Below are 20,982 nucleotides of genomic sequence, written 5' to 3' on the forward strand. Positions count from 1 at the left end.
ATAGTTATATTGCACTATTTTGGTGCTTCATTTGCGCCGTTGGGCACTGTATTGGTGCAAAAGTGGGCCGAGAGGCTATTTTTGCACCGTGAAAGGGATCACAAACTAACTGCCGTTAGGTTGTTTATAAGAGAAGTTTGTGATCTTGTTTAGTCCCTCGCTTAATACGTGTACAATAGCGCGCTATTTCTAAATGCCTGAGGCAAAAAAGCTGTGATCGAGAATCTGCGTAACATCGCCATTATTGCGCACGTTGACCATGGGAAAACTACCCTGGTTGATAAGTTGCTACAACAATCTGGTACGTTCGGTGAACGTGCTGAAGCAACTGAACGTGTAATGGACTCCAACGATTTGGAGAAAGAGCGTGGGATAACCATCCTCGCGAAAAATACCGCCATTAACTGGAAAGACTACCGCATCAACATCGTGGATACCCCAGGACACGCCGATTTCGGCGGTGAGGTTGAGCGTGTAATGTCTATGGTTGACTCTGTGCTGCTGGTCGTCGACGCAATGGATGGCCCGATGCCGCAGACCCGTTTCGTGACTAAAAAAGCCTTTGCTCATGGTCTGAAACCAATCGTGGTTATCAACAAAGTTGACCGTCCGGGTGCGCGTCCTGATTGGGTTGTAGATCAGGTGTTTGACCTGTTTGTAAACCTGGATGCTACCGACGAACAACTGGACTTCCCTATCATTTACGCATCTGCATTGATGGGTATTGCTGGCGAAGACCACAATGATATGTCGGCAGATATGACCCCGCTGTATCAAGCAATCATCGACCATGTGCCTGCGCCAGACGTAGACAGCACCGGTCCATTGCAGATGCAAATCTCTCAGTTAGACTACAACAACTACGTAGGTGTTATCGGCATTGGCCGTATCAAACGTGGTGTTGTTAAGCCTAACCAACAAGTGACTGTTATCGATAGCGAAGGTAAGACCCGCAACGGTAAAATCGCTAAAGTACTGGGCCATATGGGTCTGGAACGTATCGAAGCGACTATGGCTGAAGCTGGCGATATCGTTGCTATCACCGGTCTGGGCGAGTTGAACATCTCTGACACTATCTGTGACGTGAATGCTGTTGAAGCTTTACCAGCACTGTCTGTAGATGAACCAACCGTTACCATGTATTTCTGCGTTAACACCTCTCCGTTCTGTGGTAAAGAAGGCAAGTACGTGACTTCACGTCAGATCCTTGACCGCCTGAACAAAGAGTTGATCCATAACGTAGCATTGCGTGTTGAAGAAACTGAAGATGCTGATGCATTCCGCGTATCTGGCCGTGGTGAGCTTCACCTGTCGGTTCTGATCGAAAACATGCGTCGCGAAGGTTTCGAACTGGCTGTTTCTCGTCCTAAAGTTATCAACCGTGTTATCGACGGCCGTAATCAAGAACCATTTGAAAGCGTAACTCTGGATATCGAAGAACAGCACCAGGGCGCAGTTATGCAAGCCATGGGTGAGCGTAAAGGTGACGTGAAGGACATGGTTCCAGACGGCAAAGGTCGTATTCGTCTGGATTATATGATCCCAAGCCGTGGCTTGATTGGCTTCCGTACTGAATTCATGACTATGACTTCTGGTACTGGTCTGCTGTACTCCACATTCAGTCACTACGATGATGTGCGTCCAGGCGAGATTGGCCAACGTCAAAACGGCGTACTGATCTCTAATGGTCAGGGTAAAGCTGTAGCATTCGCACTGTACAAACTGCAAGACCGCGGCAAGCTGTTCATTGGTCACGCGACTGAAGTGTATGAAGGCCAGATCATCGGTATTCACTCACGTTCTAACGACCTGACTGTAAACTGCCTGACCGGTAAGCAACTGACCAACATGCGTGCATCCGGTACTGACGAAGCAACCACTCTGGTTCCTTTCTTGAAGAAAACTCTTGAACAGGCTCTGGAATTCATCGATGACGATGAATTGGTAGAAGTTACCCCGCAATCAATTCGTATCCGTAAGCGTCACCTGACGGAAAACGATCGTAAGCGTGCAGGTCGTGGTCCTAAAGAAGGTTAATTCTTCTTGGTACTGCTGATACTTAGGGCGCTAGCTGCGCCCTGAGTTCTATTCTCCGCACCCTTGAAGCTGCAACTCCAAGGTTTTTGAGGATACATCCTATTTTTTTGCCATTGTTATAAAAATATTATTTTTCCTGACTGGCCCCTCCTTTTTCTTCCTCTCCCTGTTCAGTTTTCTCTTTTCCCGTTACAGTAAAACTCACCATCTAATTGGGAGAGCGCTATGCTGTATATCTTTGATCTAGGGAATGTGATTGTTGATATCGACTTCAAACGCGTATTGGGTGTTTGGAGCAAATTAAGCAGTGTCCCGCTGGCGACATTGAGCGAGCGATTTACTATGGGCGAGGTCTTCCAGCAGCATGAGCGCGGTGAAGTTAGCGACGAGGAATTTGCTCATCAGCTCAGTGATGAAATGGGGCTGTCCCTGAGCTTTGAACAGTTTGCCGAAGGCTGGCAGGCGGTATTTGTCGCTTTGCGCCCGGAAGTGATCACTATTATGCAAAAACTGCGTGAGGAAGGGCACCGGGTGGTGGTGCTATCCAATACTAACCGGCTGCATTGTAATCACTGGCCACAACACTACCCTGAAGTTGCCGCTGCCGCTGACCATATGTATCTGTCCCAGGATTTGGGCATGCGCAAACCGGAAGCGAGAATTTATCAGCATGTTCTGAATGCGGAAAATATCCCGGCGGATCAGGCGGTGTTCTTTGATGATGTTGAAGCAAATATTGTTGCCGCCAGAATTGTGGGTATCACTGCAATTCATGTCACCGACCGAAAGGTTATCCCTGCTTATTTTTCCTGATAATTTCTTACTCCATATCCAATAGATTTCAAGATGTAGGAAGGCGGCAAAAGAGAGACCCGATGAGCTTACTGAAGTAAGTGATTCGGGTAACACATCTGCAACTTGAAAGAGAACGGGTATAATCATTAATGGGTTAGCTTTAGGGCTAACGCTGGCCCAAAATCGTGCCTAACCGTGTTGACTGAGAGACGAACATGGCGAGTTTCCTATCTAGACACTTAAAACCCTGTGTCACTTTTGGGCATATGCTGTATGCCCGAATTGATAAAGACGGTTTAACGATGCTCGCTGGGCATTTGGCCTATGTATCATTATTGTCTCTGGTGCCATTGGTTACGGTGATTTTTGCACTGTTTGCAGCTTTCCCCATGTTTGCCGATATCAGCATAAAATTGAAAGCCTTCATCTTCGCCAATTTTATGCCCGCTACTGGCGACATCATCCAAAATTATCTTGAGCAGTTTGTCGCCAATTCAAATCGTATGACTGTCGTGGGTACCTGTGGTTTGATTGTCACTGCGTTACTGCTGATTTACTCAGTAGATAGCGTGCTTAACATTATCTGGCGCAGTAAAACCCAGCGTTCGCTGGTGTTTTCTTTTGCGGTGTATTGGATGGTACTGACGCTGGGGCCGATATTGGTGGGGGCCAGCATGGTGATCAGTTCATATTTGCTCTCGCTGCAATGGTTGGCAAACGCCCAGGTAGACAGCATGATTGATGAGGCGTTAAGGCTATTTCCGCTCTTGATTTCCTGGGTTTCTTTTTGGTTATTGTACAGTGTGGTACCCACGGTGCGGGTGCCTGCCAGGGATGCACTTATTGGTGCGCTGGTGGCCGCATTACTCTTCGAATTGGGTAAGAAAGGATTCACGATGTATATCACGCTGTTTCCGTCTTATCAGTTGATTTACGGGGTGCTGGCGGTTATCCCCATCTTATTCCTTTGGGTTTACTGGAGTTGGTGCATTGTGTTGCTGGGGGCAGAAATTACCGTAACCTTGGGTGAGTATCGGGAGCAGCGGCATAAGGCGAGCGTTAAGGAAAATCAGAGTCAGGAGATGTAAGGCATTATGATTGCGTTGATTCAACGGGCGCTTAGCGCCAGTGTCGTGGTAGATGGGCGCGTAGTCGGGGAGATTGGCCCTGGATTATTGATATTACTGGGCGTTGAACAAGACGACACCGAGCAAAAAGCGCAGCGCCTATGTGAAAAGGTTCTGGGGTACCGGATTTTTGGCGATGAGAACGACAAAATGAATCTCAACGTCCAGCAGGCGGGTGGCAGCGTGCTCGTTGTCTCGCAATTTACGCTAGTGGCAGATACGCAAAAAGGCATGAGACCAAGCTTTTCCCGTGGCGCAGTTCCAGCAGAAGCTGACCGACTGTATCAGTATTTTGTTGCTCAGTGCCGTGAGCGTGGTGTAAAAACGGAAACGGGATTATTTGCCGCAGACATGAAAGTTAGCTTGGTGAATGATGGCCCGGTAACGTTTTGGTTGCAGGTCTAGAGGCAGAATAGCGCCTCAAGACTGAGGGTTACTTTATTGATAATTCTAAAGAGAGAATGCTCCTATGTATCACTTGCGTGTGCCCACAACAGAACAAGAACTCAAAGATTATTATCAATTCCGTTGGGAAATGTTACGCAAGCCGTTGCACCAACCAGTTGGCTCTGAAAAAGATGCCTATGACGCGATGGCCCATCACCAAATGGTGGTGGACGAACAGGGCAAACCTGTTGCTATTGGCCGTTTGTATATCAATGCTGATAATGAGGCTGCTATTCGTTTTCTGGCAGTTGACCCCACCGTCCGTGATAAAGGATTAGGGACGCTCGTCGCCATGACATTAGAGTCGGTGGCGCGCCAGGAGGGTGTGAAACGGGTGGTATGTAGTGCGCGTGAAGATGCAGTGGATTTCTTCGCCAAGCTGGGGTTTGTCAGTCAGGGCGAGATTACTGCACCACAAACGACACCCGTGCGCCACTTCCTCATGATCAAGCCGGTTGTGACGATGGACGATATTCTGCATCGCCCTGATTGGTGCGGTCAGTTGCAGCAAGCCTGGTATGACCATATTCCGCTCAGTGAAAAAATGGGGGTGCGCATCAGCCAATACACTGGCCAGCGTTTTGTCACCACGATGCCTGAGGCGGGTAATCAGAATCCTCATCATACTTTGTTCGCCGGCAGCCTTTTCTCTTTAGCGACTCTGACCGGCTGGGGGTTGATATGGCTATTACTGCGTGAGCGCCATTTGGGTGGCACTATCATTCTCGCTGATGCCCATATTCGCTACAGTGCCCCGGTTACTGGGCGGCCCCGCGCGGTGGCTGAACTAAGCTCACTGAGTGGCGATCTGGATAGATTGGCCCGTGGCCGCCGTGCCAGAGTGCAGTTAGACGTGAATTTATTCGGTGATCAAGATGCTGGTGCTGTTTTCTCGGGAACTTACATGGTGCTACCTGTTGCCCCCGGAGAGGATGCGGTAAATTAATATCGGCCTCGACACTCGTTCAACTGATAAGTAGATGAGCGAGTGTACGTTTATAACTTTCTCTTATCCTACCCCTTGCTATCTATATACTTCTTTTCCTGTGACCCCTCGCACTAATTTATCGATTTCTTTGCTGTGATATGTGCAATATTCAATAGATAACTTACAGTTATACATTCATGTTTCTGATTGATCATTCTTTGGCGGCGAATTAAACCGTGATTTTTTCAGTGTTAATCCCTGATTAATGCACTAAATATGTTTGATATTATTAAATAAAATCACATATAGATACTTGTCTTATTTCTTTTTTGAATCACAGCAATCACCTCCAGATGGTTCGATTTTGATTCTCCATCCTTGGTGTCAAGGAGGGAATTATGACGGTATGCAATGAGAAAACATCAATTAATGTAATAGGTTCATCTGCAGCATTTAAGCAACTTTTACGTTTAGTCGACCGGGTTGCTCCCTCACAACAAACTTTACTGATTTGTGGCCCAACAGGGTGTGGAAAAGAAGTTATTGCCCAACTGATACATCAACGTAGCAAAAATCCCTCTGCGCCATTTATTGATCTTAACTGTGGCGCAATCCCTGAACATTTGGTTGAAGCTGAGCTATTTGGCCATGTTAAAGGCGCATTTACGGGAGCTTCTGGCGATCGGCGAGGCCATTTAGAAATGGTCGGTAATGGCACGCTATTTTTAGATGAAATAGGTGAAATGCCTTTGTCAGTGCAGCCTAAGTTATTGCGTGCGTTGGAAACTCGCACTTTTCGTCCTATCGGGAGCAGTGATCTTCGCCATTTTAAAGGGCGAGTGGTGGCCGCGACCCATCGAAATTTACTTGCTCAGGTAAAAAGTGGTGTCTTTAGGGAAGATCTTTATTACCGTTTAGGTGTTATTACACTGGATATTCCTGCTCTCAGCCAGCGTAGGGAAGATATCCCCGCATTAATTGACTATTTTTCAGCGTTGCAAACTCATCCGTTAGTCTTCAATTCTCAGGCAATGTCTTACTTACAGCAGTATCCCTGGCCGGGTAATGTCCGGGAATTGCGCAATCTGGTAGACCGGTTAGCGGCATTATCTGATAGCCATTTAATTACTCGCGAGGTGTTGGATACATTTATGCCAAGCTCGCAACTTGAGGTGAAAGTCTCATCTGATTTGCTTGCTGATGCCATGTTGGCATTGCCTGGGCTAGATAAGCTCGTGGCGGTGGAACAATTACTGATAGATCGAGCATTACAGCGTACCAGTGGTAATAAAACGGCTGCGGCACAACTATTAGGGATTAGTCGTAAATCGGTTGAACGGCGCATTCACGGTCGGATGGATAAACGACCAATAGCATTAAAACATTTGCAGGAAGGTATGCGGCTAATGCATTGCTCCGCCTACCATGACGCCATTGTTGATTTACAAAAAGGGTTACAACTACTGGTGGGAATCGCCTTGGATGACGAGGTTCGACAGCTTCATTACAACCTCTATCGCCAACTCAGTACTAGCTATCAAATACTTTATGGCTGGTTAAGTCATGATGCCCTTAAATATCATAATGATGCCATCTCTCTAGGTAAGAAGGCTGGTGATGAGTCTGAGCTGGCGGGATTACTCTTCTGGCGTTGGTCGGCACAATTGATGAGCCTTGATTTACCTCATGTTCGCACGCTGGCCCAAGAATTACTGCAACGCGGCCTGACTGAAAAAAACGCGTCAATATGGAGTGAAGCGCATGTCGCACTTGCCAGTGCCCTATTCTGGTTGGGGGATAATCAAGAGGTTTTAACCTGTTTAGCGCGCAGTAAGTTACTGACGGCCCCTTGCCAGTATGCCGATCAACAAGGATTGGATTTGGTTGGTATGGCGTTGACGCTGAAAGGGCTGGCTTTATTTCAGCAAGGGGAGTTTAAAAAGTCCAAAGAGATAGCCAAAAAACTGGCGTCACGAGCTATGGGTGAAGACATTATTGCTTTTCATCGGGTTATCTCCCTACGGGGAGCGGCATGGCTTGCTTGCTTGTTCGAGGACAGTGACAGTTTAGGCCGCTTAACCCATGAATTAGCAAGTCAGGCACAGCAATATGGATTTACTTTTTATCAAGGGCTGGCGAAGGTACTCAAGGGATGTTATTTGCTGACGCAGCATGACTATGTTCAGGCTAAACAGTATATGACCGAGGGGGGTGACAGCCATCTGTTTTGCCAAGAGGGGAAACTTTTTCACTCCTTCCAGGCATGGAAACGTGGCGAGTTATTGCTGCAATCTGGTGAGGCGCAACAGTGTGATGTGCTGATGTCACAGGCACTAGACTTAGCATTTAAGCATCAAGAGCGTGCCTATCTAAGTGAATTAATGGAAGTGAAAGCTCGCGCCAGATTGGCATTGAATGACATTGTTGGTGCTGAGCAGGGCTTTCGCTGCGCCATCACGACTGCGCAAACATTGGGCATCGTTCCGGCACAAATTATTGCTACCAGTGAACTGGCTCGGCTATTAAATCAATCGCAGCGAAAAGCCGAAGCTGTTGCCTTGTTGTCTTCCATTCTGAAAAACATCGACTCCCAGCTTGCTCCACCCTTTGTAATCCGGGCAATTCAGTTACTGGCTGAACTGGATAAAGCGGAATGAGACGGTATTCAGAAGCATGGACGATTTCGACCAATCACCGTCTTCCACTTGGACAGTATCGTCCATTTCTGGTGGTCATAAACGTTTTATATTGAAATTAATAATTAAAAATCAATTGATTAGTTAGTTGGCACGTGGGTTGCAATTTGTACTACGGGTAGAGCGAATATCGGATGTACTACCTAATGATGTCTCCCTCTTATTTATAAGGAACACACTATGAGTACTCTATATACAATTAACTTAATCAATAATAGCCCGACAGCGCAGGATTTCTTTTTCTTCCAAAAACCGGCGATCTATACCGGTGGCGCTAAAGTTTACTCCAACAGTATTTATCAGGAAGTTCTATCACCTTTTGCAAGTTCGGGTTCTGTTCTTACCTTTGAATGCTTAATGCAATTTTATGCTGGTGCTCAATCTCAACTGCCAAACTTGTTGGTGGGTCAAGATTCGGGATATATCACGTCAAGCCAGCCTGTCGATTTGACCTCTGCTAGCGCTGGGGTGCAAACGGCAAATACCACGGTAATGTCGGTTGATCCTTCTCTCGGATTGTCCCCTGCGACGTATACCGAGGGAGTAGAAGCCGGTGCCTATCGTATTATTACTCCTGCATTTAACCCAGTCACCGATGTGTTTAACGCTGGGCTGGCGGTGCAAAGTACCAGTGGTAGCGTCGTACTGTCGAGTTTCATCAATGCTGAACCAAGCAAAAATATCGATTGCCAACCAGTACTGAGTTTTTATGTCCAAACGGGTACCTATCAGGCCGGTACGGTCATTAACTTCTCTACGTCTTCGGTTGGATCCGCAGTATGTGATACCACCCAAGGCGTGACGGCATTCAATGTTATCTATAACCCTCAGGGCACCTGGACGGTTAGCGCTGCTTGATAAGTCGTGTACGGCCTGCTTGATCAACAGCGCCGTACCTGTATACCCCCATATATTTTTTTCTAAGGAGGCTATATGCCTAATCTAACTACCAGTATTCCGCTAAATCTATTATTGGGCCGACGTCCAAATCCTATTGCTCAACTGACGCAACCACCGTTCAGTAATGAGTGTGGTGCTTATGCATTAACTGCCGCATTGGCTGCATTTGCACTGTGGCCGGAAAATACCATTATCGCTTATGGCGAAAATAATAATGTCATTGTGCAGGACGATGATTTTGTTAGCGCTAAGGATAAAATCTATGGTTTAACGGGGATACTCAACCCCGATGGTGGGGATAACGTTGCTGGTGGCGGATATAATTCACCCGCTGCAATGGCGGCGGTGGCGATGGATTTCGCACACACGGTGTCGGTGAATATTACTGCTGCTGGTTTATATGCCTTGGGTGCGTTGTATCCAGATGAACAGGCTGCATGTGTGGCGGTTGTCGGAGCAGCAAATGTGCATACGGATGGTGTTTATGTCGATCCGGTTGATGGGCAAGTACAATTGATTTGTGTGTTTTCTGGCCCACAAGCACTTCACATATTAGCTCGTGGTTCTGACGGACGTTATTACGATCCCGCAACTGGAGTTCGTAATAACGATTGGGGTAATCCAACGGCGGAACAGTTTGAAGCATTCAGTGGTTATGAATTTGCTGGCTTATGGTTAGTTATTAGTTAATGAATGAATAATCTGAAATAGTAAACCGATAAACGGCGCTATCTGGTTGTTTATCGGTTTTCTTTAATATCTTATTTTTATCACAATGTTATAAACCTCCTTTCTTAATTCTTGCTAGAATTTAAATTCTCCCTCTTGGGTTACCTATAGATTATTCGCAACTAAAGTAATAACTTTTAAACCTATTTGTTTTAAAAGAAGAGTAATTAATGCACTGGACTATTAAGCGAAATGATTATTTAATGACTTAATCGCTGGTCGTTTTGTTTTTTAATTCATCCAATGATTTATCTTTTAATTAAAATAAGTAGCTAATTATAAAATGATTTATTTATATCAGAGGTGATAAAGCATAATAACTATGCTTTAGATTTATAGGAGTGATTTAAAATGAATAAAGATTGGCATAAGCAAGATATTTTAGCAGCAATAAGGAAAGAAAAAGGTTCTCTCGCCGCATTATCAAGAGAAAGCGGACTTTCTCCAAGTACATTAGCTAATGCGCTGACACGCCCGTGGCCGAAAGGTGAAGTGATTATTGCCGACGCTATCGGTGTTTCCCCTCGAGAGATATGGCCAAGCAGATTTATTGATTATCGGGGGCGTGTAATTATTCGAAGAGTAAGGAAAACGCAAATTTAAGAGGATGGTTAAAATGGATAAAACACTACTAAACTCGCTTAAAATGTTAATGCCATTTTGGGAAAATAGTTCAGAAGCTTGGGGGGTTAAAGATAATCAATCAAGATTTATTTATGCAAATAACAGATTCAATAAATTATTAGCTTTACCGGATAAATACTGTGTAGAGGGGCGGTCTGATGGCGAACTTCCCACTCCAATATCAGATTTTGAGGTTGAGTTTCAAGAGCATGACCGTAAGGTAGAGCTATTGCAGGATCGTATAACCGCGGTTGAAATACATGAGTGGGATGGCCTTTCCTATTTTAAGCCTAATTTCTGTGACAAATATCCATTAATAGATAGCGATGGGATATCGCAAGGTGTTATTTTCCATGTAAGACCTGTGCATGATATGTTGTTAACAAATTTAGGTAAAATAAAAGTCCCCACCTCACTTATCTTTACCCCGCCATCAGAATTATTTACTAAAAGAGAATGGGAGGTGTTGTTTTATATTTTACATGCTTTCTCAAGTAAAGAGATTGCTAAAAAAATCCATTTATCCACCAGAACAGTTTGTAATATAACTCAAAACATCTATCGAAAGGCCGGTGTGACCAGTAAAAAACAGGTTATAGAATATTGTTATGAAAATAAGATAAATAATTATGTTCCGCAGAGCTTCTTTGAATACTCAGGTTCCTTCCCACTGATATAGGACAATCTTTTGCGCCGATCACATACAACACTTAATGTAATCGGCAGTTATCGTTTAATGGCAACCGGATAGGGCAACGTAAGCCGCCCCTATTGCCCCGCTATGCCATGCAACTCACCCTGCTGCATTGTTTGGTTCACTTGTTGTCCATTGCTGTCAGTGGCTTGTAGAGAGCCACTAACCGTAGGTTTCAATAGTGTATCTGCGGCTAGACTGCCTTTTATTTGCAATTTTAGATTGCCCAGGCCATGCAACGGTAATGCTGGCCAGCCCCAGTTTTGCAAAATATCCAGATTGACCGAGCGGCCGGTCAGCGCCAGTGATAAGGCTCGAGCAGGCGTTTGGTCAATACTGGCAGTGGCTTCCAATAAGCCTTCTTTGGTGAACGCGCTTAAATCACTAAATGTAATTTGTTGTTCATTGGCATTTAAGGCCAGTGACGGGCGGCGAACATCATTTTTATTAAATGTCGCATTACCTGCATTCAACATTAATGAGCCAGACCATACACCCCACTGATGGTTTTTTGCCAACAGTAAGTTAGTGCCAGCGGCGTCCAGCGATGTAATCTGGAAGGGGAAGTCAGGGTTGATGTCAATCAACAAGTTACGATTAGCACTAAGCTTGCCGACATACACCTCAGACAACCAGTTTGGCAATGTTTGTTGCCATTGTTGCTTCCAATCGGCAGGCAAAGTATAAACCAGCGCGACCAGTGTCAGTTCATCCAGTTGTAGGCGATGAGTATTGCGCGCCCAATTTCCCTGAGTTCTTAATAGACCATCCTGCCAGCGGGTTGAGAACTGATTAATTGTGACGCCAGCTGGAGATAAAGCGAATGTTGCTATTGGGTCAATCAGATGAATATTACCCTTGATAATATCACCGGCATTGAAGGACAGTTCGCCATCCTCAGTTTGCCAATCGCCTTGTTTAAACGTGATATTTTTTAGCGTCAAATCTAAGTCATTAAATGCCCAGTTTTTACCTTCTACCCGCGCATCAATTAAATCAAAGCGTTTTAGCGTAATAGGCGGGAGTTGTAAGAACGTATTCCAGACATCATTTACGGATGCTAGCGTTTGCAGGCGGATATTGCTGAGCCGCAGGCGATCGACCAGCCAACTGCCATCAGCCGCTTGGCTGGCGTTACCTGTCAATTCACCCTGCGCTATATCTGCGCCAAAGTTGGTTAGGGTCAGGGCATTTTTCTGTATCGAGCCTTGCAGATACAGTTGTTGAGCAGTAATACCATTAATGGTTAAAGAGCCGGCACTGAACTGAAATTGAGCATTTTCGCCAAGGCTATTACCGGGTTGTGGCAGCCAAGGCACCAAACCGCCAGTCACTTGCTGACCCGCAATCTTCCATTGAGCTGCTGAATTTTTCGGCTCAAGAGTGGTATCGAGGGCCATATTAGTTAACTGCAAAGTATCCGCCTGTAATGGTAGCGGTGATTGGTTGTTACTGAGGATTAAGCGGCCATTTTGCAGATTAAGGCTGAGAAAATGACGCGGTTCGGTCAATTGCCGCCAACTCAGGCCAAATAGCGCTTGTTGAGCAGCAAGAAACGGGGGCTGATTGGCACGCCCCAGCGTAACATCGCTGAAACTGACTTGCCCCGGTTGGGACCATGAGTGGTCTATTTTCCCCAAAGAGAGGCGATATTCACTGTTATCACTAACCCAACGGCTTAACCAACCGGCAGCCCAACTGGTCTGGAGCAATACGTAGCACAGCACTATGGACAGCACCAGTAGCAGTAATACCGTTAGTAGTACTTTCCCGAGAAATTTCATCTGGTCTTTCCACGCCTGTCGGTGATACGGAACCCTGTTTATGCCGCAATTTGTCCATTAGCTCAATAGACAATCAGTTATCCGTTGATAAAAAAATGGCCGGGATCGTTTACGACCGGCCATTTCATTGACGTGTTAACGCAAAGATTATTTTTCTTGTGGGAAGAGCAAGTTAAGTACAATGGCAGTAATACCACCGGCAGCAATCCCGGAAGAAAGCAGCGTTTTGATCCAATCTGGCGCAAATTGCAGAATCAGGGGCTGTTGTGCAACACCCATACCAACTGCCAATGACAGAGCCATAATCATAATAGCGCGGCGATTGAGTGTTTCACGAGAGACGATGCGCACGCCGGAAGCGGCAATGGTACCGAACATCACCAGCGTAGCGCCCCCCAGAACGGGCTCAGGAATATGTTGCACGAAACCCGCAACCGCTGGGAACAGACCCAGCACAATCAGCATCAGTGCGACAACGAAACCGACATAACGACTGGCAACACCGGTTAACTGGATCACACCATTGTTCTGGCCGAAGCAGGAGTTAGGGAAGGTGTTGAATACGGCTGACAGCATGGAGTTCAAACCATTCGCCAGCACACCACCTTTTAGGCGCTTCATGTACAAGGGGCCATGCACCGGTTGCTCAGAAACATCCGAGGTCGCGGTGATATCACCGATGGTTTCCAGTGAGGTGACCATGAAGATTAACATCAGTGGCACCAGCAGATTCCAGTCAAAAGAGAGACCATAATAGAGCGGTGTTGGAATGGTGATCAGTGCGGTATCTACCACCGGGCGGCTCTCTGGCAACATACCCAGTGACCAGGCCAGCAAGTAGCCCACGGCCATTGCAATGACCAACGAGGCCACACGCAAATACGGGTTACGCTGGCGGTTGAGGAGAATAATCACGACTAATACGGCACCTGCTAATAACAGGTTTTTCGGTGCACCAAAGGTATGGTCACTCATTGCACCATAACCGCCACCAATAGATGTCAGCCCAACCTGAATCAATGACAGGCCGATGATCATCACCACGATACCGGATACCAATGGGGTAATAATGCGGCGCGCCAGATGCAGGAAGCGGGAAAGTATAATTTCGGTGCAGGACGCCACCATCAGCGTACCGAACAGTGCCGCCATCATAGTTGGGATATCTGCGCCGCCGTTTTTCAGTGCCAGACCCCCCATAATTAATGGTGAAACAAAGTTAAAACTGGTGCCCTGAATCGATAGTAAGCCCGAGCCAATCGGCCCCCAGGTTTTAATTTGCAGCAACGACGCCAAGCCGGATGCAAACAGCGACATGCTAATAATGCGTTGGGTATCTTCCGCGGGTAGCCCCAGAGCCTGACAAATCAATAGGCCAGGGGTTATCACTGCGACAAACATCGCCAATAAATGCTGGCAAGCGGCGAACAATGTTTGGGCGAGTGGAGGGCGGTCTTCTAAACGGTAAATCAATTCGCTGGGGCGAGTGGTTGCTTGCTGTGGAGTATCAAGCTCGGCGGATTGCGTAGACATGGAGTGGCATTCCCGGATCGGCAAAGAGGGCATTTTAATGATCCGCCTCACAAAAGCAATCGGTTGCGCTGCGTTTTTTAAAAATAATTCTATCTGGTACTCACTCGCATTTTTCTATTACTAAACTTGTAATTGGCGGCGTTTTTTTTTCTAATCCCTTCCTTAACTGTTTTGGCGTTTTTAAGGAACTGTCTAACGTCATATTTTTAATCGATATTTTAATCGCATGGAGTACCAAGATGTTTCATCTCGATACCTATGGCACGCTAGTCGCGGCCTGTTTGGTTTTATTATTAGGCCGAAAACTCGTACAAACTGTCCCATTCCTGAAAAAATATACTATTCCTGAACCGGTAGCTGGGGGTTTGTTGGTTGCCTTCTTGATGTTACTAATGCAAAAGACTCTCGGTTGGGAAATCAGTTTTGATATGTCGCTCAAAGATCCCTTGATGCTGGCATTCTTTGCAACTATTGGTTTGAATGCCAATCTGGCTAGCTTACGTTCCGGTGGCAAGGCCTTGAGCGTATTTGTGTTTGTGGTTGTCGGCTTGCTGTTAATGCAGAACGCGATTGGTATTGCGCTTGCTAAATTGATGGGGTTAGACCCGTTGATGGGGCTATTAGCTGGCTCAATTACCTTATCGGGTGGGCATGGTACTGGCGCTGCTTGGAGTAAACTCTTTTCTGAGCGCTATGGCTTTGAAAATGCGACAGAAGTTGCTATGGCTTGTGCAACATTTGGTTTGGTACTGGGTGGTTTGATTGGTGGCCCGGTAGCTCGCTACCTGGTGAAACACTCTTCCACACCCGATGGTACGCCGGAGGACAGCGAAGTCCCTTCCGCATTTGAAAAGCCTTCGGCGGGGCGCATGATAACCTCGCTGGTGTTAGTTGAAACTATCGCCATGATCGCTATCTGCCTGATGGCCGGCAATGTGATTGCGGGTTGGTTGCTAGGTTCGATGTTTGAGCTGCCAATCTTTGTTTGCGTATTATTTGTCGGAGTTATCCTTAGCAACACATTGTCGGCAATCGGCTTCTATAAAGTCTTTGATCGCGCGGTATCAGTGTTGGGTAACGTTAGTCTGTCACTGTTTTTGGCGATGGCGCTGATGAGCCTAAAACTCTGGGAGCTGGCTTCACTGGCATTACCGATGTTGGTGATTTTGTCCGTTCAGGCACTGGCGATGGCGTTGTACGCTATCTTTGTTACTTATCGTGTCATGGGCAAAAACTATGATGCAGCGGTATTGGCGGCGGGGCATTGTGGTTTCGGCCTTGGCGCGACACCGACTGCGATTGCTAATATGCAAGCCATTACTGACCGGTTTGGTCCGTCTCATTTGGCGTTCTTAGTGGTACCAATGGTTGGCGCATTCTTTATTGATATCGCTAATGCGATCGTGATTAAGCTGTATCTTTTACTGCCAATATTCCCAGCGGTGGTAGGGTAACTGCACTTAGGGGTGGGTTTACCTGCCCCTTATTTATTAAGCGTTAGTGTAACGTGTTCGCTCTGGTAACCAGCGTTCGATCAAGGCGCGTGCATGCTCTGGGTATTGCTGATGCAGATGGCGAGCTACTCGTTGAACTTCGGGAATCATTGCTTGATCACGCAGTAAATCGGCCACTTTAAACTCCGCGCTTCCGGTTTGCCGCGTTCCCAACAACTCGCCAGGACCACGGATTTCCAAATCCCGCTGTGCAATCACAAAGCCATCGTTGCTATCACGCAACACTTGTAAACGCATTTGGGCGGTTTTACTCAACGGTGTTTTATAGAGTAATACGCAATGAGAGGCGACAGCACCACGGCCAACACGCCCTCGTAACTGATGTAATTGCGCTAACCCCAAGCGTTCTGGGTTATCGATTATCATCAGGCTGGCGTTAGGCACATCCACCCCAACCTCGATCACCGTGGTGGCGACCAAGAGTTGCAACTCACCCTGTTTAAAGGCCAGCATAACGGCCTGTTTCTCCGGCCCTTTCATGCGCCCATGAACTAAGCCGACTTTAATTTCCGGCAACGCAATTTTCAGTTCTTCACACGTTACCTCGGCGGCCTGCGCTTCCAGTACTTCAGATTCCTCAATCAGTGTGCAGACCCAATAAGCTTGCCGCCCCTCTTCCAGACAGGCATTTTTAACTCGTTGGATAACATCACTGCGGCGGGTACCAGGGATTGCTACTGTGGTCACTGGCGTTCTGCCTGGCGGAAGCTCGTCAATTACCGAGGTATCAAGATCAGCATAGGCAGTCATGGCTAGCGTTCTTGGAATTGGGGTTGCGGTCATAATTAACTGATGCGGATGGAAGCCTTGTTCCTCGCCCTTTTCCCATAAAGCGAGCCGTTGATGAACACCAAAACGATGTTGTTCATCAATAATAACCAGCGCCAGTCCAGAGAACTGCACCTGTTCTTGAAACATCGCGTGGGTGCCAACAACCATCGCAACCTGACCGCTGGCAACCGCTTCTTGCTGCGCTATACGCGCTTTACCTTTTTGCTTGCCAGCCAGCCAGCCCACTTGCAGCCCTAAGGGTTCGAGCCATTGGCGAAAAGTGGTGGCATGCTGTTCTGCCAGTAACTCGGTGGGTGCCATTAAGGCAACCTGCTTGCCATGAGCAATGGCACGCAGTGCGGCCAGTGCCGCAACCAATGTTTTCCCGGAGCCAACATCCCCTTGAATCAATCGCATCATTGGGAAGTTATGGGCCATATCTTGCTCGATCTCCGCCACTACTCGTTGTTGCGCGTGAGTGGGGGTGAAAGGTAGGGCGGCCAGAAAACGTTGTTTGAGTTGCTGCTCTGCCAAGAGCGGTAATGCCCGATAACTCTGCGCACCCGCTCGGACAGCCAGCATACTGAGGTTATGAGCGAGCAGTTCTTCCATGATTAATCGCCGCTGTGCAGGATGCTTGCCCTGCTCTAAATCTGCCAATTGAATATCTGCTGGTGGGCGATGCAGAGTATGAATAGCTTCTGGCAAGCTAATGAGTGAGCGGCTTAACTCAATCGGCAATAATTCGGCAATAACACAGGTATCCAGCATCGCCAGTGCTTGATCGATAAGTTTGCGCAATGTCGCCTGACGAATCCCTTCGGTGGTGGGATAAACCGGTGTCAGTGATGCTTGCAATTCAACGCCAATATTCTCGCCATGCACCCGATATTCAGGATGAATGATCTCCGGCCCAGTATTACCCCGTTTGGCTTCGCCGTAGGCGATAACATGCTTCCCCGGAGACAGACTGTTTTTCATTGCAGCGTTGAAGTTAAAGAAACGCAGAGTGAGAACACCGCTACCGTCGCTGATTTGGCAGGTCATCATGCGGCGGCGGCCAAAGGTAATATCTGAACGCAGAACCTCACCCTCAACGGTAACGGAGAGGCCAGGCATTAAATCGCCGATGCGATATAGCCTTGTACGATCTTCATAACGCAATGGGAGGTGAAGCAGTAGGTCTTGGATGGTTTCCAGCCCCATTTTAGCCAGTTTCCCAGCCTGACTTGCGCCAACACCGGAAAGTGTACTGAGGGGTACGGCATCCAGCAGGCGGCCTTTCATTTAAGACTCCGTGGATTGCATAGCAGACCACCATTGCGCATCGGCAATGACCTGACCCTGCTCATCAATATGCGGTTGAGGCAGTCCTTTGCGTTTGGCGACTTGTGCCAATACGGGGTAGCCCCCCTCAAACAGCAACCTTTGTTGCTCATCTTCGGGCAATACACTTTTTGCTCGCTGATACATACCTGCATTTTGCCGCTGCCGTTGGGCTTCATATAAAATCAACGCAGAGGCGACAGAAACATTGAGTGATTGCACCATACCGATCATCGGAATAATGATGTCTTGGTCCGCGAGTGCTAACGCTTCCTCAGAGATACCGGTCTTCTCCTGCCCCATCAAAATACAGGTTGGGCGCGTATAGTCTATTTCGCGAAAATCAACAGCATTATCAGATAAATGAGTCGCCAGAATTTGCATATTCTGTGATTTTAGATGAGCAATGGCATCACTAATATGAGTGTGTGTTTTGACTTGCACCCAACTGTTGCTTCCGGCTGCGGAGGACAACCTTGTATACATCTGAGTCGTTGGCCAAATTGCATGTACTTGATGAATACCGACGGCATCAGCAGTACGAATGATAGCGGATACATTATGAGGTTTATGTACTTGCTCCAGGCAAACCGTTAAATCGGGCTGCCTGGTCGCAAGCATTTCACAAATCCGCGCATAGCGTTGAGGATTCATAGGCGTTAATTACGGTTACGGCTGACTTTAACCACATCTGGCATGATACGAATCTTACGCATAATGTTAGCCAGATGGACTCGGTCACGGGTAGTCAGGCGAATAAATGCACTGTATACCCGGCCATCTTTCTCTTCAGTATTCAGGCTCTGAATATTAGATTCGGCTGCATTGATTGCTGCGGTGAGATTTGCCAAAGCGCCTTGCTGATTGAACATATCGACTTTAATTTCAGCAATGAACTCTTGTTCAGTCTCTTGATCCCACTCAACCGCCATAAATTTCTCAGGCTCTTTCTGGTAGCCCCGGATATTCCGGCAAGATTCATGATGGATAACCAAACCTTTACCTGGGCTGATATGAGCGATAATCGGGTCACCAGGAATAGGACGGCAGCACTTGGCAAAGGTAATAAGGACACCATCGGCACCTTTGATTGCCAGATTACGGGTTCCAGAAGTTGCCAGTGTTGATAGGTCACCCAGTAGGTTTTTCGCCACCACCACGCTCATCGCGTTACCCAAGCCAATCTCTGCTAACAAATCATCTAGCGTCGCCAGTTTCATACGGTCCAGTTCATGTTTGATATTCTCTTCAGAAATATCAGACAGTTTTCGACCATTCCCTAACGCATGATTCAGTAACCGGCGGCCAAGGCTCACCGATTCATCACGCTTCAGATTTTTTAGCAACTGGCGAATTTTGGCTCGAGCTTTCGAGCTGACAACAAAGTTCAGCCAGGCAGCATTTGGCCGAGCGCCCGGAGCAGTAATTATCTCAACGGTCTGGCCACTGCTCAGTGACTGAGAAAGTGGGTAGGGTTGGCGGTCAACACGCGCACCTACACAAGCATGACCAATATCGGTATGCACGGCATAGGCAAAATCGACAGGTGTTGCACCGGCAGGTAATTCAACAATACGCCCTTCCGGGGTGAAAACGTAAATCTCATCAGGGAACAAATCAGATTTCACGCTTTCAATAAATTCAAATGAGCTACCCGCACTTTGCTGTAATTCAAGCAAGCTTTGCATCCAGCGCTGAGCGCGAATTTGTGCGGTGGTGCCAGTTTCACCCTGCTCTTTATAAGCCCAGTGTGCAGCAACCCCCATTTCGGCCATTTGATCCATATCTTCAGTACGGATCTGTACCTCAACCGGAACCCCATGAGGGCCGATTAATGAGGTATGTAACGATTGATAGCCGTTAGCCTTAGGGATAGCGATATAGTCTTTCACTCTACCTGGCCGTGGTTTGTACAGGCTATGAGCCTGACCCAACACGCGGTAGCAAGTATCGACTTCTTTGACGATAACCCGAAAAGCATAGATATCCATGATGGAGTGAAAGCGCTGCTCTTTCAGATTCATTTTGCAATAAATAGAATAGAGATGCTTTTCACGACCACTGACCCGGCAAGGAATACCTGCCTCAGTCAGACGCCCTTCAATCTCCGCCAAGATTTTCTGAATCATCTCTTTGCGGTTACCACGCGCGGCTTTCACCACTTCTTTAATTACGCGATAGCGATTAGGGTAGAGCGCTTCAAAACCCAGCTCTTCCAGCTCGGTTTTTAAATGATGGATACCCAGCCTATGTGCAAGTGGGCTATATATTTCAAGGGTTTCACGTGCAATGCGGCGACGTTTATCTGGGCGTAAGGAACCCAGCGTCCGCATATTGTGTGTACGGTCAGCCAGTTTGATCAAGATAACGCGGATATCCTGCACCATCGCCATGATCATTTTGCGGAAATTTTCCGCCTGGGCTTCTTTCTTGTCACGGAAATTCAGTTTATCGAGTTTAGAAACTCCCTCGACCAGCTCAGCTACGCTTTTCCCGAACAACTGCTCCATATCTTGATATGTGGCAGGAGTATCTTCAATGACGTCATGTAACAACGCCGCCATTAAGGTTTCGTAATCGAGCCGCATCTCCGCGAGAATACAGGCCACGGCAACAGGATGAGTGATATAAGGCTCACCACTGGAGCGTGTCTGACCCTCGTGAGCATCACGTGCAACAAGATATGCCTGTTTGAGGCGCTTAATCTGCTCCTCTGGCAGGTAACGTTGAATCAGCAGATTCAGGCTTTCAAACAGGTACAAGGCAGACTCGCTGTCTAATTAACGACGACCTTCAGCAATTGCGGTTACCGCTTGGATCTCTGCGGCTTCCTGCTCTTGCTGTTCTTGGCGTTCACGAACATCGAGGATCTGATTAGTAATCAGGCCTTCTTCGATCTCGCGCAGCGCAATCACAGTAACTTTATCGTTTTCTTCTGGAACCAGTGCGTCTTTGCCGCCGGACTGGATTTGACGTGCCCGACGAGCAGCGACCAACACCAGGTCAAAACGGTTACCAATTTTCTCTACAGCGTCTTGAACAGTTACGCGTGCCATAATTCTGCTACTCCACAGGTG

17 protein-coding genes are annotated in these 20,982 nt (G+C 47.3%); 11 read left to right on the forward strand and 6 right to left on the reverse strand.

What is annotated here, in order from left to right; genetic code table 11:
• The first annotated feature begins 213 nt into the window (after positions 1 to 213).
• The 10 genes from typA to A6J67_RS03570 all read left to right on the forward strand — a co-directional run bounded on the left by typA (position 214) and on the right by A6J67_RS03570 (position 10,962).
• A complete protein-coding gene (gene typA / locus A6J67_RS03525; protein ID WP_042568870.1) occupies positions 214 to 2,037 on the forward strand; it encodes a ribosome-dependent GTPase TypA in 1,824 nt (607 codons plus the stop codon).
• A 225-nt stretch (positions 2,038 to 2,262) separates the two neighbouring features.
• Positions 2,263 to 2,850 carry a glucose-1-phosphatase gene (gene yihX, locus A6J67_RS03530; RefSeq protein ID WP_005191171.1) on the forward strand — a complete coding sequence of 196 codons (588 nt, stop codon included), beginning with the start codon at positions 2,263 to 2,265 and terminating at the stop codon, positions 2,848 to 2,850.
• Between the two features lie 197 nt (positions 2,851 to 3,047).
• Positions 3,048 to 3,920 (forward strand): virulence factor BrkB family protein, encoded by an 873-nt coding sequence (locus A6J67_RS03535; protein WP_032907606.1) that lies wholly within the window; start codon positions 3,048 to 3,050, stop codon positions 3,918 to 3,920.
• A gap of 6 nt (positions 3,921 to 3,926) precedes the next feature.
• Positions 3,927 to 4,364 (forward strand): D-aminoacyl-tRNA deacylase, encoded by a 438-nt coding sequence (gene dtd, locus A6J67_RS03540; RefSeq protein ID WP_005191165.1) that lies wholly within the window; start codon positions 3,927 to 3,929, stop codon positions 4,362 to 4,364.
• 64 nt (positions 4,365 to 4,428) lie between these two features.
• Positions 4,429 to 5,352, forward strand: coding sequence for a fatty acid biosynthesis protein FabY (fabY, locus tag A6J67_RS03545; RefSeq protein WP_042568872.1), 924 nt, complete (start codon positions 4,429 to 4,431; stop codon positions 5,350 to 5,352).
• Between the two features lie 380 nt (positions 5,353 to 5,732).
• Positions 5,733 to 7,991: a sigma-54 interaction domain-containing protein gene (locus A6J67_RS03550; RefSeq protein ID WP_050297714.1), complete on the forward strand. Its 2,259-nt coding sequence runs from the start codon at positions 5,733 to 5,735 to the stop codon at positions 7,989 to 7,991.
• Positions 7,992 to 8,210: 219 nt separating this feature from the next.
• Complete coding sequence (locus A6J67_RS03555; RefSeq protein WP_005191157.1) at positions 8,211 to 8,888, forward strand: hypothetical protein; 678 nt, start codon at positions 8,211 to 8,213, stop codon at positions 8,886 to 8,888.
• A gap of 75 nt (positions 8,889 to 8,963) precedes the next feature.
• On the forward strand, positions 8,964 to 9,620 hold the full coding sequence (locus A6J67_RS03560) for a hypothetical protein (protein WP_005191155.1): 657 nt from the start codon (positions 8,964 to 8,966) through the stop codon (positions 9,618 to 9,620).
• 390 nt (positions 9,621 to 10,010) lie between these two features.
• Complete coding sequence (locus A6J67_RS03565; protein ID WP_005191151.1) at positions 10,011 to 10,262, forward strand: helix-turn-helix domain-containing protein; 252 nt, start codon at positions 10,011 to 10,013, stop codon at positions 10,260 to 10,262.
• Between the two features lie 13 nt (positions 10,263 to 10,275).
• Positions 10,276 to 10,962, forward strand: a complete 687-nt coding sequence (locus tag A6J67_RS03570; RefSeq protein WP_080608055.1) for a helix-turn-helix transcriptional regulator — start codon at positions 10,276 to 10,278, stop codon at positions 10,960 to 10,962.
• A gap of 89 nt (positions 10,963 to 11,051) precedes the next feature.
• Here the strand turns inward: A6J67_RS03570 and A6J67_RS03575 are convergent, their stop codons facing one another.
• Positions 11,052 to 12,761, reverse strand: coding sequence for an AsmA family protein (locus A6J67_RS03575; protein ID WP_050297715.1), 1,710 nt, complete (start codon positions 12,759 to 12,761; stop codon positions 11,052 to 11,054).
• A 147-nt stretch (positions 12,762 to 12,908) separates the two neighbouring features.
• Positions 12,909 to 14,294 (reverse strand): uracil-xanthine permease family protein, encoded by a 1,386-nt coding sequence (locus tag A6J67_RS03580; protein ID WP_005191141.1) that lies wholly within the window; start codon positions 14,292 to 14,294, stop codon positions 12,909 to 12,911.
• Between the two features lie 239 nt (positions 14,295 to 14,533).
• Between A6J67_RS03580 and gltS the strand changes: the two genes are divergently transcribed.
• Entirely contained in the window at positions 14,534 to 15,748 is a 1,215-nt protein-coding gene (gltS, locus tag A6J67_RS03585) for a sodium/glutamate symporter (protein WP_042568876.1), read from the forward strand.
• A 36-nt stretch (positions 15,749 to 15,784) separates the two neighbouring features.
• Here the strand turns inward: gltS and recG are convergent, their stop codons facing one another.
• Genes recG through rpoZ form a run of 4 tightly spaced genes read right to left on the reverse strand, consistent with a single transcriptional unit; the run spans position 15,785 to position 20,961 of the window.
• On the reverse strand, positions 15,785 to 17,866 hold the full coding sequence (gene recG, locus A6J67_RS03590) for an ATP-dependent DNA helicase RecG (RefSeq protein ID WP_050297716.1): 2,082 nt from the start codon (positions 17,864 to 17,866) through the stop codon (positions 15,785 to 15,787).
• On the reverse strand, positions 17,867 to 18,559 hold the full coding sequence (trmH, locus tag A6J67_RS03595; protein ID WP_042568878.1) for a tRNA (guanosine(18)-2'-O)-methyltransferase TrmH: 693 nt from the start codon (positions 18,557 to 18,559) through the stop codon (positions 17,867 to 17,869).
• A 5-nt stretch (positions 18,560 to 18,564) separates the two neighbouring features.
• On the reverse strand, positions 18,565 to 20,667 hold the full coding sequence (gene spoT, locus A6J67_RS03600) for a bifunctional GTP diphosphokinase/guanosine-3',5'-bis pyrophosphate 3'-pyrophosphohydrolase (protein WP_005191125.1): 2,103 nt from the start codon (positions 20,665 to 20,667) through the stop codon (positions 18,565 to 18,567).
• Positions 20,668 to 20,685: 18 nt separating this feature from the next.
• Entirely contained in the window at positions 20,686 to 20,961 is a 276-nt protein-coding gene (rpoZ, locus tag A6J67_RS03605; RefSeq protein ID WP_004392061.1) for a DNA-directed RNA polymerase subunit omega, read from the reverse strand.
• Positions 20,962 to 20,982: the final 21 nt, after the last annotated feature.

The organism is Yersinia sp. FDAARGOS_228 (assembly GCF_002073315.2).
Lineage (GTDB): Bacteria > Pseudomonadota > Gammaproteobacteria > Enterobacterales > Enterobacteriaceae > Yersinia > Yersinia intermedia.